This window comes from Pedobacter sp. BMA, assembly GCF_001027745.1.
Taxonomy (GTDB): domain Bacteria; phylum Bacteroidota; class Bacteroidia; order Sphingobacteriales; family Sphingobacteriaceae; genus Pedobacter.
The window spans coordinates 276,083-291,070 of sequence record NZ_LECU01000003.1; the positions used below are offsets into that span (position 1 = coordinate 276,083).

Genomic DNA, 14,988 nt, shown 5'->3' on the forward strand with positions numbered 1-14,988 from the left:
TTACTTTGGAAGGGAAGCTACATTTGGTCTTGTGCTAATAACCCCTACTTTCCATATTTGCCCCTTCTCATTGATAATTTCTTTAAAAGAATTAAACCTGTACTTGCTCCTTAGCTTTTGCCAGATGACATCGTGGCCTTTAAAATCGCACATCGAAATAATTAACCTTCCGTTTTTCGAGAGGTTGTGTTCAATACACTTCTCTATCGTTTTTAGAGGCTGGTTAAAATAATATAGGGTCTCATTGAAAATAATAACATCGAACTGCCCTTCTAACCTGGAATAGTCAAAATCCAGCTGACGAAAAGTGGCGCCAGGAAAAGTTTTCTTCGCCATTTCGATTGCCTTACCGGATATGTCAATTCCGAGATAATCAGCGCCCTGCTGATTGTTGCTTAAGTAACTGTACAGTACCCCCTGACCGCAGCCTACATCCAGAATACTTCCTTTTTTCTGTTTTACGCATTCAACGATGTGCTGATAATGCGCTTCCTCGTCTTTTCCATACAGGTAATTCCAGGATCCATTAGCAAATTGCTGCTCCCATATGCTTCGGGATACGCGGTTTCCAAATCCCAGGTGGGATAAGAACAGATTATAAGATTGACGACGGACTTTATTTTTAATTCTATCTAAAAGCAACTTCATAAAAACGGGAAAAGGGCTACCAATAACGACGAGAGAAAGATAGCCTTTTGAAATAAGAGTTCACAAAAAAAGGTGCAGAAAATCTTCCCGCACCTGATTAAACGAGCGTAATCTAACCTATTTCTTATCCAGCAGGATAGCGATTTCTACATCCAGTTTCTTCTGCAGGATTTCGCCTTCGAAGCCAATGGTACGGAATTGCATTTTGCCCTCCTGATCGATGACGGCGATAGTGGGGATAAGTGTGAAGCCCACTTTTTCGCCAATGTTTTTATCGTTGTTGAAGTATACTGGGAATTTGTATTGTGGGTTTTGCTTTACCCAATTGCGGGCATCGTTAATGGTATTGTTGGCGCCGCTGTTGACCACCATAAACATGACGTTAGGATTATTCTGGTATTTTTCAAATACTTTATGAAAGTAAGGCATTTCCTGCATGCAGGGTACGCACCAGGTGGCCCAGAAATCGAGAATGACCACTTTTCCCTTCATCATAGCGGCTGCAACGGGATTGCCCTGCAAATCGGTAAGGCCGGATAATTCGGGACCGGGTTTGTTCATCATCAGGGTTTTTGTTTTCGCGGTGAGCTGCTGAATTTCGAGCACTTCGAGTTCTTGTACTTTTGCGCGGAAACTTTCTTCAGATTTATTGTAACTAAGGAAGCTGGTTTTAGCCTTTGCGAGGATGAGTGAGTCTGTCGGGTTTTTGATGAGCAGTTTCCAGAGCGCATTAAAAGCCTGCTCATGTTCCCCTAGCTGACTGAGTACCTGCGCGGCGTTGATGGTGGCTTCGCGATTGGCCGGTTGCTGAAGTGTGCGAGTGGTAAGCACTTTGGCTGAATCGGTATTTTTTAAGCGGAGGTAGTTAAGCGCTTTGATGGAAAGCAGTGCGGCTGTCGCATCTGCCACGGCCTGCCTGCGCGTGCTATCTGGCACGTAAGATGGAATGTAGCCGAACTCTGGAAAATACCGGATAATGCCCACTGGCCACTGGTTAGCGATGGCCAGTGCTTTATTGGCATAAGAAATGGCCGCTACCGGTGCAATTTTGCTTTCGGTTAACTTAACGACTATACTTTTATAGGTTTCGGGTGTGTAGGGATTAATTTTGGCATATAGTTTTGAAGCATGCGCCAGGGCTTTTACCGAATCGCCATTGGCAGCGTATAAATCAAAAAGCATTTTGTGGATACTTTCGGAACCTTCTTCGCCGGGCTGATCGCCTTTTTTGAGCATGGCTTCGAGTTTGGCAATTTTGACCGTGGTATTTTTCTCCTCCCGGGAAATGATAGACGCCCTCAGGTCTTTAGACAAATCGGCACTGGGATAGCGTTCCATGACCACTTTCCGTACCGAATCGAGGCGGGTTTTTTCACCGATCATGAGGTAGCCCATGGTTACCTGATTCATGTTGCCTGGAAGGGTTGGGTTTTCTTCGAGGCGGGCAGCAATGATTTTACGGGCCAGCTCGCGGTATTGCAGTTTTTCGGCAGGGCTTTTAGCTAAAGCCATTTTCACCACCATTTGCGCCACCTTTGCCTCATAATTATCGGGATTGTTGGTTAGCTCCTGATTGATCAGATCGAGCTTATGCTGCTGCAAATCGGGAGCTTTCGGCATTTGAGTGGAGAGGCTGTAGGATTCGTGAAGAAGGCTATTTTTTATCCGTTGATTGCCCTGATATACTGGCAGTGTATAGTGCTTATCGGCAGCTGGTTTTTGCAGCATTTCACCACTTTGCAGGTAGAAGGTGGCGAAGGTAGCAAAGCGCCCGGCTTTGAAACTCGCTGTCCACAGGTTACCCTTTTTGATCATCGGCATTTTCCAGGGCAGATCGTAAAAGGTGGAATAGGTAAATACAATGGTTACCGATGGCGCATCGGCCGGGATACTGGCACCGGGTGCTGCGGGGTTATAGGTAATGGTAACGGAATCGCCCCGCTGTATTTTTTCGGGTGTGGTGATGACTGCCTGAGCCTGTGCCTGCAGTATTGCAGACACAAACAGGAGCAGCACTATGGTGATGTTTTTCATAGGGTAAGATTTTAATAGCCTGGATTTTGAACCATATTCGGGTTGGTGCGCATGGCTTCGACAGGAATAGGGAACCAGATTGCGGTTGATTTCCAGCCGGTTTTCGTGAGGCTGAGTACATCATCAGCACGGGTTTTAGCCGCATCGCCTGATGTGCTCTTCCACCTTTTGAGGTCGAACCAACGATGGCCCCATTCAGAAAACAGCTCTACCCTTCGCTCCTGCTCCACCTGTGCCATGGCGATGGCCTGGCTTGCCGCGGTGGTTAAAGGTGCGAGGCCGGCCCGGTTGCGGATGATATTCAAATCGTCTTTAGCATCACCCAACCTGTTTGATTGTGCACGCGCTTCAGCACGGATAAGGTAAGCTTCGGCAAATCGGAGCACCATCGAATATTCAGTTGCCGCGGCACCCGCTGTACCTAAACGAACTTTATATTTAAATGGAAAGGTGTGCTGCACTGGTGGAACGGCCGCACTTGAATATTGACCTACCCAGTTGGTATAGCGCCTGTCGCCCGCCTCAAAATTATTTTCCAGACCAAGGGCGCCCTTAGTTAAGCGGTATAAAGGAACACCGGTAGATATTATGGTGTTGCCTTCCCAGGTGTTTCTTCCGTTTAGGGTATTAACTACCTGTAGTTGCCAGATGGCCTCGTTACTGTTTTTCAGAAACACTTTACTGATGTGTGCCGCATTGTTGGGATCGGTATTGTTCAACAGCGAATATTGTGACGTGGTGGCAATGACTTCAGTGGCCTCCGTTTCGGCTAAAGCATTATTACCCGTATAAAGATAAGCACGGGATAGCAAAAGCGTGGCGGCAGTTTTATTAGGCCTGATGCGTTCGGCATTGCCCGGATAAGCAAGTACCAGTAATTGTTTGGCATCTTTTAAATCCTGAATTACGGATGCATATACTTCGGCTTTTGGTGTGCGGGCTTTGCTGGTATTGGTGAGCACATCGGTATTTAAAATCAGGGGCACATCGCCAAAAAAGTTGACGAGATAAAAGTGGCAGAAGGCGCGTACGAATTTGGCCTCGCCCAGCAGCTGGTTTTTAATGGCAGGCGTTAAGGTAGTAGAGGCAGTTACCCCTTCGATTACGGCATTGGCGCGGTAAATGAAGTTATAAGGTGTAGACCACATTAAGCCCACGTAGGTATTGCCCGGTGTAAGGGCATTGTTTTTAAACTCATCAAAGTTGGCCAGTGTGGATCCGTACACAAACTCATCAGCCGCCATGGCACAGGTAAAACTGGTAAGCACGTTGGCAAACTGATAGTTGAAGGCATTCATATCGCTATAAATACCCACCATGGCCGCGGTGGCTGTGGCATCGGTTGTGAAAACGCTGGAGGTGACCAGCTGATCTTTAGGATCTTCGATATCTACATATTTTTTGCAGGATACTGCTGAGCTTAATACTGCTACGGTTAATATATAATAAATAATTTTCATTGGAATAGAGTTAGGGATTAAAATGAAACCTGTAAACCAGCGGTGTAGACACTTAAAGGCGGCAAAGCGTATCCTTTTGTTTCAGGATCGAAACCCTTGTAACCAGTGATGGTAAACAGATTTTGCGCCTGCAGATATAATGAGATGTTGCTGAATTTCCAGCTTTTTAGCAGCTCGGCAAAGTTGTATTTAAGGGATACATTTTTAAGCCTGATGAATGAAGCATCGCCCCAGTTTGCACTGGATAAACGGTAATTATTCTGGTAAGCGGTATAAATGGGCTTACCTGCTGTGGTACTTGCCCCCGGGATATTTGCCGGTACGCCTGGTGTGGTCCACCTTTCAAGCGCGCTAAGATCTTTATTGCGGAAAGGATAGCCATTTGAATAGCTCAGGTAACCATAGTTCAAGCCCGGCCCTTCTTGTTTTACAAACTGGACAAAGAAATCGAGACTGAAATTTTTGTAAGTAAAGCTGTTTTGTAAACCACCATAAAACTGAGGCATGGTATTGCCCAGAATAACCAGATCGCCCGGATCGGTGATGGCTTTGTCGCCATTGACATCCCTGAACTCAGGCACACCGGTTTGCGTGTTTACGCCCAGGTAATCGAAGCCCATGACGATTGATAATGGCTGGCCGATGAAATATTTATAGGCATCGCCAGAAGTTTTAAGGTTGGGATATTCGAGCAGTTTGTTTTTAGCGAAGGTGATGTTTAAAGAGGTATTCCACGTAAAGTTTTTGTTTCGGATGTTGACTGAGCTAAGTTCGAGCTCGAGGCCTTTGTTCTCTACCAGTGCCGGGAGGTTGGCTACGTACTGAGTGAAGCCCGATTGCGAGGACAGCGTACTGCCGATAAGCTGGTTATCGGAACGGTTACGGTAGAGGTTTGCAGTAAGAAGCAATCGCTCATTAAAGAAACCCAGATCAATACCGGCTTCGATTTTTTTATTTTTCTCCCAGCTGTAGTTGGGGTTAGGGAATCGGCTGGGGGATATCCCTGGAAGGCCACCATAAGGATAACTTACCGGGCTCCAGCTATCCAGAAACTGGTAATCGCCAATCTGATCGTTACCGGTGGTACCGAAACTTCCCCTTAACTTACCGAAGCTAAGGAACTTCAGGTTATCTTTAATGAAGCTTTCGTTGCTGAACAACCAGGCTGCACCCACGGCGCCAAAGTTACCGAAGCGATTATTGGGCCCGAATTTAGAGGAGCCATCGCGACGGAATGTTCCGTTTACGATGTATTTTTCATCCCAATTATAGGTTAGCCGGCCGAAAACAGATGTGTAGCGGTATTTGGTATAAGCGTAGGTACGTGGTGTTAATGTGGTGGCGGCCTTCATGTTTTCGAGCTGTAAATCGCTTACATAACCACTGCCCTGCAGCGATTCAGTTTCGCGCACGCTGTGCTGCCAGGTACCTCCTACCAATGCCGAGAGGTTTCCTTTGGCCAGTTTTACATTGTAGTTTAATTGTGGTTCAACGATGTAGGAGTTCAACTTTCCATCACCATAGTTGGCCGAGCTGCCGCTGTAAGTTAATGGATTGAAGCCCAGCTTGGGAAAGGTTTGGGTTTGATCCATGTTCATGCGGTTGAAGCCGGCAGTGACCTTAGCATTTAAGCCTTTAAGGATATCGTAACTAAGTGAAGTATTACCAAAGATATTGGTAGTGTTGTGGTTACTGGTGCGTTCGAAGTAAGCCATAGGGTTTTGCTCGTTACCAAACCAGTAGTAATTGCCCTGCGCATCGTATACGGGATAATTGGGGGCCAGATTGAAAAAACTGGTGACATCGCTGGGTAGGGTATTGTTCTGATCGACGGTGTATTTAACGGAGCTGGTAAACCTGAATTTTTTATCTAAAGAAATGTGGTTGAGTGAAAAGTTGAGTGCACCTCTTTTGTAGCCGAGGTCTTTAGGCAGAATTATTTTTTCATTTCTGAAGGTTCCGCTGAGCAGGTAATTGGTTTGTTCGGTTCCACCGCGAAAGCCGAGTTGAACTTCGCTGAGGTTGGCCGACTCGCCAATGAGTTTATCCTGCCAGTTTTGATCAAGGGTTTGATCCCACAGCAATAAATCTGGTGCCTGTGTTTCGGTTGGGGTTACGGCATCTTTGGCATAGGCTTCGCGGCGCATGGCGAGGTAGTCGGCGGTGCTGAGCATATCTACGCGTTTATTGAGTGAAGATAATCCGGTAAATACATTGGCATTAAATTCGCCTTTGCCGGATTTGCCTTTTTTAGTGGTGATGAGGATGACACCATTGGCACCTCGCGAGCCATAAATCGCGGTTGCATCAGCATCTTTCAGGATATCGATTTGCTCGATATCGGCGGGGTTGATGCTGCTTAAAGGACTTTGATTGCCATTGGCACCGGTAAACTGGCTAAGGCTTTCGGAAATGAAAGGCACCCCATCTACAATATACAGCGGGTTGTTGCCTGCGGTGATGGAATTTTGTCCGCGAAGGCGTACGTTATATCCTGAACCCGGGTATCCGGTAACGGAGGAGATATCCAAACCGGCTACACGGCCCTGAAGCGCTGCCAGGGGATCGCCTACGGGCTGGTTGCCGATTTGTGCGGCACCGATGGTGGTTACCGAACCGGTGTTATTTCTTTTGGTAGTGGTACCGTAACCAATTACGACGACAGCATCAAGCGTACCAACAGCTGGCTTGAGGCTGATGATGATGTTTTGGGTCGAGCTGATGCTGACTTCGGTATTTTCATACCCAATGTAACTGAATACCAGTACATCGTTAATGGATGCCTGGATATTGAAATTTCCTTTGCTATCGGTAATGGCCTGGATACTTTTGCCTTTTACTTTGATGGATACCCCCGGCATGGAAATGCCTTTTTCATCTTTCACGATACCGCTGATGGGTTCGGCCGCAAGCTGAACGGTTTTAACGTTTTTGCGAGTGATGATGATGCTGTTGTTAATGGCTTTGTACGACAAGCCGGTATTCTCCAGCAATACATCGAGCAGTTCTTTTACCGTACGGTCTTTTGCGGATAGTGCGGGCGCACTGATGCCAGCAAGGATCTCATTTCTATAGGCAAAGCGAAACTCGGTTTGCTGTTCGATTCGGTTAAAGGCCTGTTTTAAGCTTCCGCCCTGGAAGCCGGCAGAGAGGTGAATTTCCTGCAGGTTTTGGGCAGCAGTATGGGTTGCAAATAAGCTGTTGATGGTAAAAAGCGAAATCACTAACAAGATTGCATTTACTTTCATAAAAAATCCCAGTTTTTGGATAATGGTAAAGCGACAAGCCCACGGACATAGACTTGCAAAAGGTGTATAATTATAATACATTGCAATGGTTTTAGATTGTTCGATAAGATGATTGAAAACTGTTGTAAGCCCTGGTGGCAGCCGGGGTTTACTTTTTTCTAAGGTTGTGGTTTTTAGGTTGGGAAGATTTTGTGATTCATTAGTGGTTTGGTTTATAGGGTTGAGTTGATTTTACTTAATTGGTACAGCCCGGGCCATCGATGAACAATTGATTGCCTTTAAGCTCGAAGCTTGCACCTGTGATGGAAGACAATACCTCAGTTACCTGACTGAGATCATTACGGTTTAAAAATGCAGCTGTAAAGCGGCAATCTTTTACCTGATCGGTTTTAAATACGACTTTTACTTTAAAGCGCCCGGCAATCATATCGGCGGCCTTCGCCAGTGAGATATCATCCATGATGAGATCCTGTGCTTTCCAGGCGATGGCTTCCTCCGCATTGATGTTAATTTTTGACTGTGTTTTTTCGCTTGCATGCCAGCTGATCTGCTGATCGGGAGTAAGTATGGCCAGCGTTTGTTGAGCACGCTGAACCATTACTTTTCCACGCGTTACTGTTACCGTAACCGACTTTTCGTTATCATAGGCAGATATATTGAAAGCGGTACCCAATACAGTAGTTTTTATTTTTCCGGTGTGAATGATAAAGGGGTGTTTACTATCGTGAGCGACATCGAAAAAAGCCTCTCCTACCAGTGTTACCTCGCGGTTTTGCTTCCCTTCAAAAGTATCCGGGTAATCGAGGTGACTGTTTACATTAAGCTGTACTGAGGTGCCATCGGGTAGTTTTACCCATTTGCGGCCGCTGGGTTTTTCGGGACCTGACTGCGCTATTGCTTGTTTAACTATTTGATTGGATGCTTCATGTGGTTGAACTGTCCACCAGGCGGTGGCGCAAACAACAAGTATTGCTGCAGCGTATCCGATCCATTGCCATTGCGGGGAGCGGCGGGGTTTATTGACTGTACGCTGTTTGATGTTTTGATAAAGCTGATCCTGATTGGGTAGTCCTAGCTCTTCTCCCCTGGTTTCGAAACCGGATTGAAACTCGACCATAGCGGCCTCCCATTCAGTGGCGTATTTATCGCTTTGCATCAACGACAGTACCTGCTCAATTTCGCTTTGAGAAGCCTCATTTTGTATGTACTTCACGAAAATTTGCTTGATAGACTGTTCCAATTTGTCTGGTATTTATTAGCATAACACATAAAGACGGTGGTACATGTACTCCGGATGAAAAAATAGTTGTATTTTTTTTCAGAAAGTTATTTTAGGGTGAAAAGGAGGAGCAGCGCACCGTTTTTAATAAGGTATGCTTTGATGGACCGGATTGCCTTGACCATCTGGCTATTGATGGTGCTGTCTTTAATGCCGAGTTTTTGTGCTGCCTGTTTATAGGTGTATCCATCACCATGGCACAATTCATAAATCTCCCTTCGTTTTGGCGGAAGTTGCGCGATGGCGTGGTCTAAAAACTGGCGGGTTTGCCTGTGCTGGGTAAAGGCAAGTCCATCTTCGGCAGAATCAAATGCATGTGCGGCAATTTCATCACTGATCCACTGTTCTCTGCCGGCATTGCGAATGATGTTAAGTGAAAGATTGCGCGCAATTGTAAAAACATAGGGTTTAATAGAGGTGCTGGTATCAATCCTAGCAGCATTTTCCCAGAGTTTGATGAACACTTCCTGTACTACATCTTCACTGATTGATGGCGATTTGAGGATTTTTAATACGAAAGCATAGATGCTTTTAACATGCAGTGCATAGATTTTAGCAAATGCAGTTTCCTCTCCGAGTTTTAAACCGGATAGTAAAGCCTCCTCTGAAATATTCACCACACGCATACTCTACAAAATTAGTAGATTTAAATTAAAATCATAGCGTTTCTATTACGGCCTTAAAAATAAGACAATTTATTTAAGAACTGCGTAGTGAATAATGTTATAAATATCCGATTAGTGATCTTTAATTAACATTAAAGCCTTATCTTGGAGGCACAATATGCAGTTCGTCAATTTCCTTGCTGGCACCACGTGTTTTTTTCTGCTTTTGATTTCACTTCACTTGTTTTTTGCGAAGAATGGGAACAGAAGGCAGAATATTTTGCTGTCTGTTTTACTTTTTGCACGTTTCGGGCAGGTGCTTAACTCACTTTTTATTGCCAGCGGACGTTCATTCCCCTTATCGTTGTTCTTTCAGTTCTTTACCCCTTTTTATCTCGTTGCGCCTGCTTGTTTCTATTTATACATTACGGGCTTTGTTTATGAGCGCAAGGGGTTCAGGAAAACAGATTTCCTCCATTTTATCCCTGCGATAATCGGGCTGTTACATGTGATCCCCTGGCCGGGGCTGGAAACCTTAAACTGGAACCTGATTGCAAGTGAACTTCAGCTGGATGCGTATTATAGTTTGAATGCGAAGAGTGGACTGTTCCCATCTTATCTCCACTCGGTGTTGAGGCCGGCGCTTACGATTATGTATTTGTGCCTGACCTGGTTAGCGGTGGTTAGATCGAAGATTTTATGGCAAACCACCATTGACGCAGCAACACGTGGCTGGGCTTTGTTTTTACTAAATGTGGCTACGTTTTTCCAGCTGCTGGGTTTGCTTCGTCGTTTACTCAGATATTTTGGCGCGCCTGTTGATAATATCACCTTCGTGGCCATAAATTGTATTGGCCTGATGCTGGTGCTTGCTTATGCTTTGCATAAACCCCGCATTTTTTACGGTTTTTTACTGGTAGCCATCGACCTGAAAAAAGAGGAATGGCAGGACAGATCGGACATTGACACTGAGCCCCGGGATGTTGATATGCAAATGAACGATGTACCGGAGATCAGGAAGCTCGTTACTATTGCGAGTAAGAAGATTAACCTTTCTGCTGCGCAAGTGGAGCAGTATATTGAACTCATTAAAAATGAGATGGAAGGCGAGTGCCTTTACCTTAACGCCGAGCTACAGATCATTGATGTGGCTACCCGTGTAATTATCCCTGTACATCAATGTTCGCATGTAATCAATAACCACATTGGTAAGAATTTCCGCGACTGGATTAATGGCTACAGGATTGATCATTTCCTTTCTCAACACCCGATACTGGCAGATAAAATGACCATAGAAGCGATCGCACAGGAAGCTGGTTTTAAAAGTCAGGCTACGTTTTACAATGCTTTTAAGAAAGAAAAGGGTGTGATGCCTAAGGTTTTCTTTGCGCAGGAAACGGAGAGCCGGGAGCGTTTAGCTTAACAGGAAATATACACGTAGCATAGATTTAGGCGTTCTGGACGCGGTTTGTAAACCTTTTAACTCCAACGATTGAATCGTTAGACACACCGGAGGCCTTTACGCCGACATCTTTTGGGAATAGCTGATACTTTTGGGACAACACCAATCGTCACCCAAATCTTATCATCCCAAAAGCTAACAAATGTTTACAGTTTCTGAAGATCGCCATTTTATGAAGCCATTTTTCAACTATCTGGAAAAGCTTCATCCGCTATCACCCCAGTTTATGGAGTGCTATGAATTGAACTGCCAGCTGGTTACGGTACGTAAAAACAAATTCATCCTTTCGCCAATCGATTCGAACAATGCCATGTACTTTTTACTGAATGGCCTGGTTCGCGGTTTTATCAGAGACGGAAAAAAAGACATTAGCACCTGGTTCGGTTTTGAAGGTGAGATTGTGGAGGCCATGCGCCATCCTGAACAGCATTCTATCCATTCGATGGAGTACCTGCAGGCGCTGGAGGATTGCGAACTGATCAGAATTCCTTACAGCATTATCGACGGATTGTTTGCCAGTTTCCCCGAGGCAACTATTATTGCCAGAAAGCTGTTAAAGAGGCAATACTACCTGGCTTCGGAACGCTCGATGTTAGCCAGAATACCGACAGCTTTAGGCCGGTACCTGAAACTGGAAAGTATGAACTTTGACATTTGCAGGATACCGCAGCGTTATTTGGCGAGTTACCTGGGCATGAGGCTGGAAACACTGAGCAGAATCAGGAACAGGGAAGTTGTGGACGGGGCACTAAGGATAGCCTAAGTTTAGATGTGAGATATTAGACAGGGATGTGAGACTGAGGACGGCCTGGTAAAGGGTTTGCTGCCGGGTTGGGGATATTGGACTGGATTAATACCTTTGTACTGCTGCCGGGGGTTATTTTGCCGGTGCATATAACTTTTATTTATGAATGTAATACTGGCTTCTACCTCGACTCTGTATGGCGGAGAATATTTAGCTTATCTGAAAGCTGAAATCATTGAACTTTTTACCGGGATTGATGAGATTATTTTTATTCCTTATGCAAGGCCTGGTGGGATGAGCCATGATGATTATACGCAAAAGGCCAGAAGCTTTTTTGAGGGCATTAACATCAAAGTGAAAGGGCTGCATGAGTTTGATGATCCGGCTGTTGCTGTTCATGAAGCAAAGGGCTTTTTTACTGGTGGCGGGAATACCTTTCTGCTGGTAAAGACCTTGCATGACCTGGGTTTAATGGCTGAAATCAGGGAGAACATAGTGCAGGGCAAGCCTTACCTGGGCTGTAGTGCGGGCAGCAATATCGGCGGACTGAATATGAAAAACACCAACGATATGCCGATTGTTTACCCGGCCTCGTTCGAGTGTATGGGACTGGTTCCTTTTAATTTAAATCCGCATTACCTGGATCCTGACCCGACCTTAAAGCACAATGGGGAAACCCGGGAAACGAGAATTGCTGAGTTTTTAACGCAAAATGAGGTGAAGGTTGTCGGATTAAGGGAAGGCAACTGGATTAGAAGGATTGGCGACTGCATTACCACAGAGGGAAGCGAAAGTACAAGGATATTTGAACGGGGAAAAGCGCCTTATGAGCTGGCGGCAGGGGAAAAGTTATAACACAATACGAGGTCTTTGATATCTGCTTATCTATTTCTTTGAAAAAGGACAGTTGTTTATTTAAGGACTAAAACAAATACCTGATTACAGGTAGATTTGTATAGTTAGTTATCATTATTTTTATCTATTTAAGACAAATTATCGACCATTGGCATTAGCGTTGCAGTTGGGCTTTTCAAAACTTAAAAAGAAATCAATGATGAAAAAAACAACAAAGCTAACTAAGGTAGCCAAAGGATGTGCATTTGCATTAATATTGGGCGCAGTGCTGCAACTTACATCCTGCTCTAAAAGCAAAGACATTAATCCAAGCGATGAGGAAATTTTAAGCAAGAAAATAGAAGAGATTGTTCCCCAAAAGTATGTGGATAGCCTGACCAAACTTGGTTTTGTTATCAATACAGGCACAACACCTCCAAATATCAATGGCACTTACTTATTCAAGCCTTTCACCATAAAAAGCAGTAATATCCCTTATGATACTTATCAACCAGGTTATGTACTTATTGATGGAGTTATCAAGCTTTATGAGCAAAGTACCAGTGATTTCAGCATAAAAATGTTGGGCAAGAATTTCATTGGTGCAGCAGATACCAGTGTGGTAACGGCCATTAGTGGAAGTGGAAATAAATTTACTGTTTACGGAAAAGTTAAAGCTTACAGAAATGGTGGTTATAACTTTTTCGCATTTTTAATGTCTGGAGAAAAAGATGGTAATAACATTAAAAATGGAATAGCAGGAATTCTGAATATAGACGATTCTCACACTGGTGCTAATACCATTGCCCAGGGTCAAGGCAGGGTTGCTTTTGATGGCGATTATACTTCAGGACCTACAGATTTTAATAGCAAAACTGCTTTGGCTAGCCAAAGCGTTACCATGGTAGCTAAAGGATTCTAGTGCCAATAACACAGTAAACGGCTTAGTAAAAAAGGTAGGCGAATTATTAAATTATAATCAAAGCATTGCACGGTAGCTTAGATAAAAAAGCAGGAGAATTCATTTATATTCTCCCATTAAATAAACAACAATGGCCACCTCAAAGGTGGCCATTATATTGAATGTATGCGGATAAATTAAAAGTTACTTACTGTTGAAGTATCCCACCACAGGCGGGATGCAATATCATCTTTACCTGAAGTTAAGAAAGTAGCGGCTTCTGCAACAGCCGGGGCATTTCCGGTTCTTTCTGCATTAACAAATACCAAACGTTTAATCCATTGATCGGCTGGGATTACACCCCAGGTTGGTCCGCTGTCGTTTTTGGCTACATGAGGAATCTTAGGATAACCGGTTCTGCGGAAATCTACCCATGCTTCTAAGGTATTGGTGAAAGTTGCCAGGTATTTCTGGGTAATGATTTTTTCCAGTTTCAATTCATTAGAATCGCCCGCGTTCCATGCTACTGTAATGGTAGAAAGTGGTGTAAAGTTATTTTTACTGTCTTTCGGATCAATATAACTGATGGGTTTGCTGGTCGCATCGGCCAGATAAGCATCTACTCCTGATGCGCCCCAGTCGGCAAATGATAAGCGGACACCATCTTCGTAATTGGTTTTTGCATCACCGGCACCAGCCCAACCTCTTAATGCGGCTTCAGCTTTTAAGAAAGATATTTCCGATGCGGTGAATCCTCTTCTTTTTTGAACCGTTTTAAAGTCGGCGCTCACTGTTGAGAATGATAACCTGTCGTCTTTCGCATTTACGTAGCCCCCGTTACGAATACCTTTGAACTTATAGGTAGGATGATCGGTAACTAATGAAGCATCACTTACTTCGGCAAAGTATTTAGATATACGTGCGTCCTTTAAGCCTACCATGAAAGATTCAATTGGCCCGCCCATGCGTGTGTCTTGCCAGTCGAAAGAGATCATGGATACCGGCATTACGTTTCCATTTAAGGCAATCATGAAGTTATCGGCATTGGTAGTAATTAATCCTGCCGGATCAGCCAGGGCTTTTTCACCCTGTGTTTTCGCTACAGCCGGACTTATTTTAACTATACGCATGGCCAGGCGCAGACGGATGGAGTTGATGAGTTTTAGCCATGAAGGTATTGAGCCTTTGTAGCTTTGATCGAACTTGGTGAAGCTTGTATATGTTAAATTAGCTTTGAAATTGGTTTCAATCTGATCGAGCTGTGTGAAAATGTTGGTGTACAAATCGGATTCTTTATCGTATTTGATGGTGCCGAGACCGCCTGTACCATAATTAGAGAAAATTACCGGGCCATGGATAGCAGTTAATTTAGAGATAGCCAGGATACGTACGAATTTAGCCCAGTCGCCAAACAATGGTAAGTTTTTCTGTTGAGCAAGCTCTATTACCTGCTTTGACGGAGACATTACACTGCTGTATACACGATCCCAATATGCATTCCACTGAAGATAATAAGTGGTGTTATTGACATTTGAGGTAAAAGGTGTTGGTGTACCCATGTAACCCATCCAGTTATCGTAACATAAATCTTCCTCAATCTGTCCGCCCATCAGGTTGTAGAGCATTACGGAGAAAGGAGATCCGACAAGGTTGAAATCCTGCTCTAATAACTTATCTGTTATTTGATTGGGATTGGTATTGATATCTTCGAAATTTTTGGTGCAGGAGTTGAAAACAATCAAAACGAGCACCATTAAACATAATTTTTTCAT

The 14,988-nt window shown here is 44.4% G+C and carries 11 protein-coding genes; 4 read left to right on the plus strand and 7 right to left on the minus strand.

Translation table 11 applies throughout. The annotated features are described in order from the left end of the window. The 6 genes from AB669_RS05605 to AB669_RS05630 form a co-directional block, all read right to left on the minus strand. Positions 1 to 648, minus strand: a complete 648-nt coding sequence (locus tag AB669_RS05605) for a trans-aconitate 2-methyltransferase (RefSeq protein WP_047798309.1) — start codon at positions 646 to 648, stop codon at positions 1 to 3. Between the two features lie 117 nt (positions 649 to 765). Beyond that, positions 766 to 2,682 (minus strand): TlpA disulfide reductase family protein, encoded by a 1,917-nt coding sequence (locus tag AB669_RS05610; RefSeq protein ID WP_047798310.1) that lies wholly within the window; start codon positions 2,680 to 2,682, stop codon positions 766 to 768. Positions 2,683 to 2,693: 11 nt separating this feature from the next. After that, positions 2,694 to 4,142 (minus strand): RagB/SusD family nutrient uptake outer membrane protein, encoded by a 1,449-nt coding sequence (locus AB669_RS05615; protein ID WP_047798311.1) that lies wholly within the window; start codon positions 4,140 to 4,142, stop codon positions 2,694 to 2,696. Between the two features lie 17 nt (positions 4,143 to 4,159). After that, on the minus strand, positions 4,160 to 7,390 hold the full coding sequence (locus tag AB669_RS05620; RefSeq protein WP_047798312.1) for a TonB-dependent receptor: 3,231 nt from the start codon (positions 7,388 to 7,390) through the stop codon (positions 4,160 to 4,162). A gap of 235 nt (positions 7,391 to 7,625) precedes the next feature. Continuing rightward, a complete protein-coding gene (locus AB669_RS05625; RefSeq protein ID WP_156166688.1) occupies positions 7,626 to 8,603 on the minus strand; it encodes a FecR family protein in 978 nt (325 codons plus the stop codon). A gap of 113 nt (positions 8,604 to 8,716) precedes the next feature. Continuing rightward, the gene (locus AB669_RS05630; RefSeq protein ID WP_047798314.1) at positions 8,717 to 9,295 is read right to left on the minus strand and encodes an RNA polymerase sigma factor; all 579 of its coding nucleotides are present in this window, start codon (positions 9,293 to 9,295) and stop codon (positions 8,717 to 8,719) included. Between the two features lie 205 nt (positions 9,296 to 9,500). On the opposite strand from AB669_RS05630, the gene AB669_RS05635 reads away from it, so the two are divergent. The 4 genes from AB669_RS05635 to AB669_RS21455 all read left to right on the plus strand — a co-directional run bounded on the left by AB669_RS05635 (position 9,501) and on the right by AB669_RS21455 (position 13,237). After that, positions 9,501 to 10,697: an AraC family transcriptional regulator gene (locus AB669_RS05635; protein ID WP_197082361.1), complete on the plus strand. Its 1,197-nt coding sequence runs from the start codon at positions 9,501 to 9,503 to the stop codon at positions 10,695 to 10,697. Between the two features lie 181 nt (positions 10,698 to 10,878). Continuing rightward, positions 10,879 to 11,499, plus strand: a complete 621-nt coding sequence (locus AB669_RS05640) for a Crp/Fnr family transcriptional regulator (protein WP_156166689.1) — start codon at positions 10,879 to 10,881, stop codon at positions 11,497 to 11,499. A gap of 144 nt (positions 11,500 to 11,643) precedes the next feature. Beyond that, positions 11,644 to 12,336, plus strand: coding sequence for a dipeptidase PepE (gene pepE, locus AB669_RS05645; protein WP_047798317.1), 693 nt, complete (start codon positions 11,644 to 11,646; stop codon positions 12,334 to 12,336). A 196-nt stretch (positions 12,337 to 12,532) separates the two neighbouring features. Next, positions 12,533 to 13,237, plus strand: coding sequence for a hypothetical protein (locus tag AB669_RS21455; RefSeq protein ID WP_053058281.1), 705 nt, complete (start codon positions 12,533 to 12,535; stop codon positions 13,235 to 13,237). A 176-nt stretch (positions 13,238 to 13,413) separates the two neighbouring features. Here AB669_RS21455 and AB669_RS05655 read toward each other — a convergent pair whose 3' ends face one another. Then, positions 13,414 to 14,988 (minus strand): SusD/RagB family nutrient-binding outer membrane lipoprotein, encoded by a 1,575-nt coding sequence (locus AB669_RS05655; protein ID WP_047798318.1) that lies wholly within the window; start codon positions 14,986 to 14,988, stop codon positions 13,414 to 13,416.

Coding starts and splice junctions, on each gene's coding strand:
- AB669_RS05610 (WP_047798310.1), bottom strand. CDS start 2,682: ATGAAAAACATCACCATAGTGCTGCTCCTGTTTGTGTCTGCAATACTG.
- AB669_RS05620 (WP_047798312.1), bottom strand. CDS start 7,390: ATGAAAGTAAATGCAATCTTGTTAGTGATTTCGCTTTTTACCATCAAC.
- AB669_RS21455 (WP_053058281.1), top strand. CDS start 12,533: ATGATGAAAAAAACAACAAAGCTAACTAAGGTAGCCAAAGGATGTGCA.
- AB669_RS05605 (WP_047798309.1), bottom strand. CDS start 648: ATGAAGTTGCTTTTAGATAGAATTAAAAATAAAGTCCGTCGTCAATCT.
- AB669_RS05630 (WP_047798314.1), bottom strand. CDS start 9,295: ATGCGTGTGGTGAATATTTCAGAGGAGGCTTTACTATCCGGTTTAAAA.
- pepE (WP_047798317.1), top strand. CDS start 11,644: ATGAATGTAATACTGGCTTCTACCTCGACTCTGTATGGCGGAGAATAT.
- AB669_RS05655 (WP_047798318.1), bottom strand. CDS start 14,988: ATGAAAAAATTATGTTTAATGGTGCTCGTTTTGATTGTTTTCAACTCC.
- AB669_RS05640 (WP_156166689.1), top strand. CDS start 10,879: ATGTTTACAGTTTCTGAAGATCGCCATTTTATGAAGCCATTTTTCAAC.
- AB669_RS05615 (WP_047798311.1), bottom strand. CDS start 4,142: ATGAAAATTATTTATTATATATTAACCGTAGCAGTATTAAGCTCAGCA.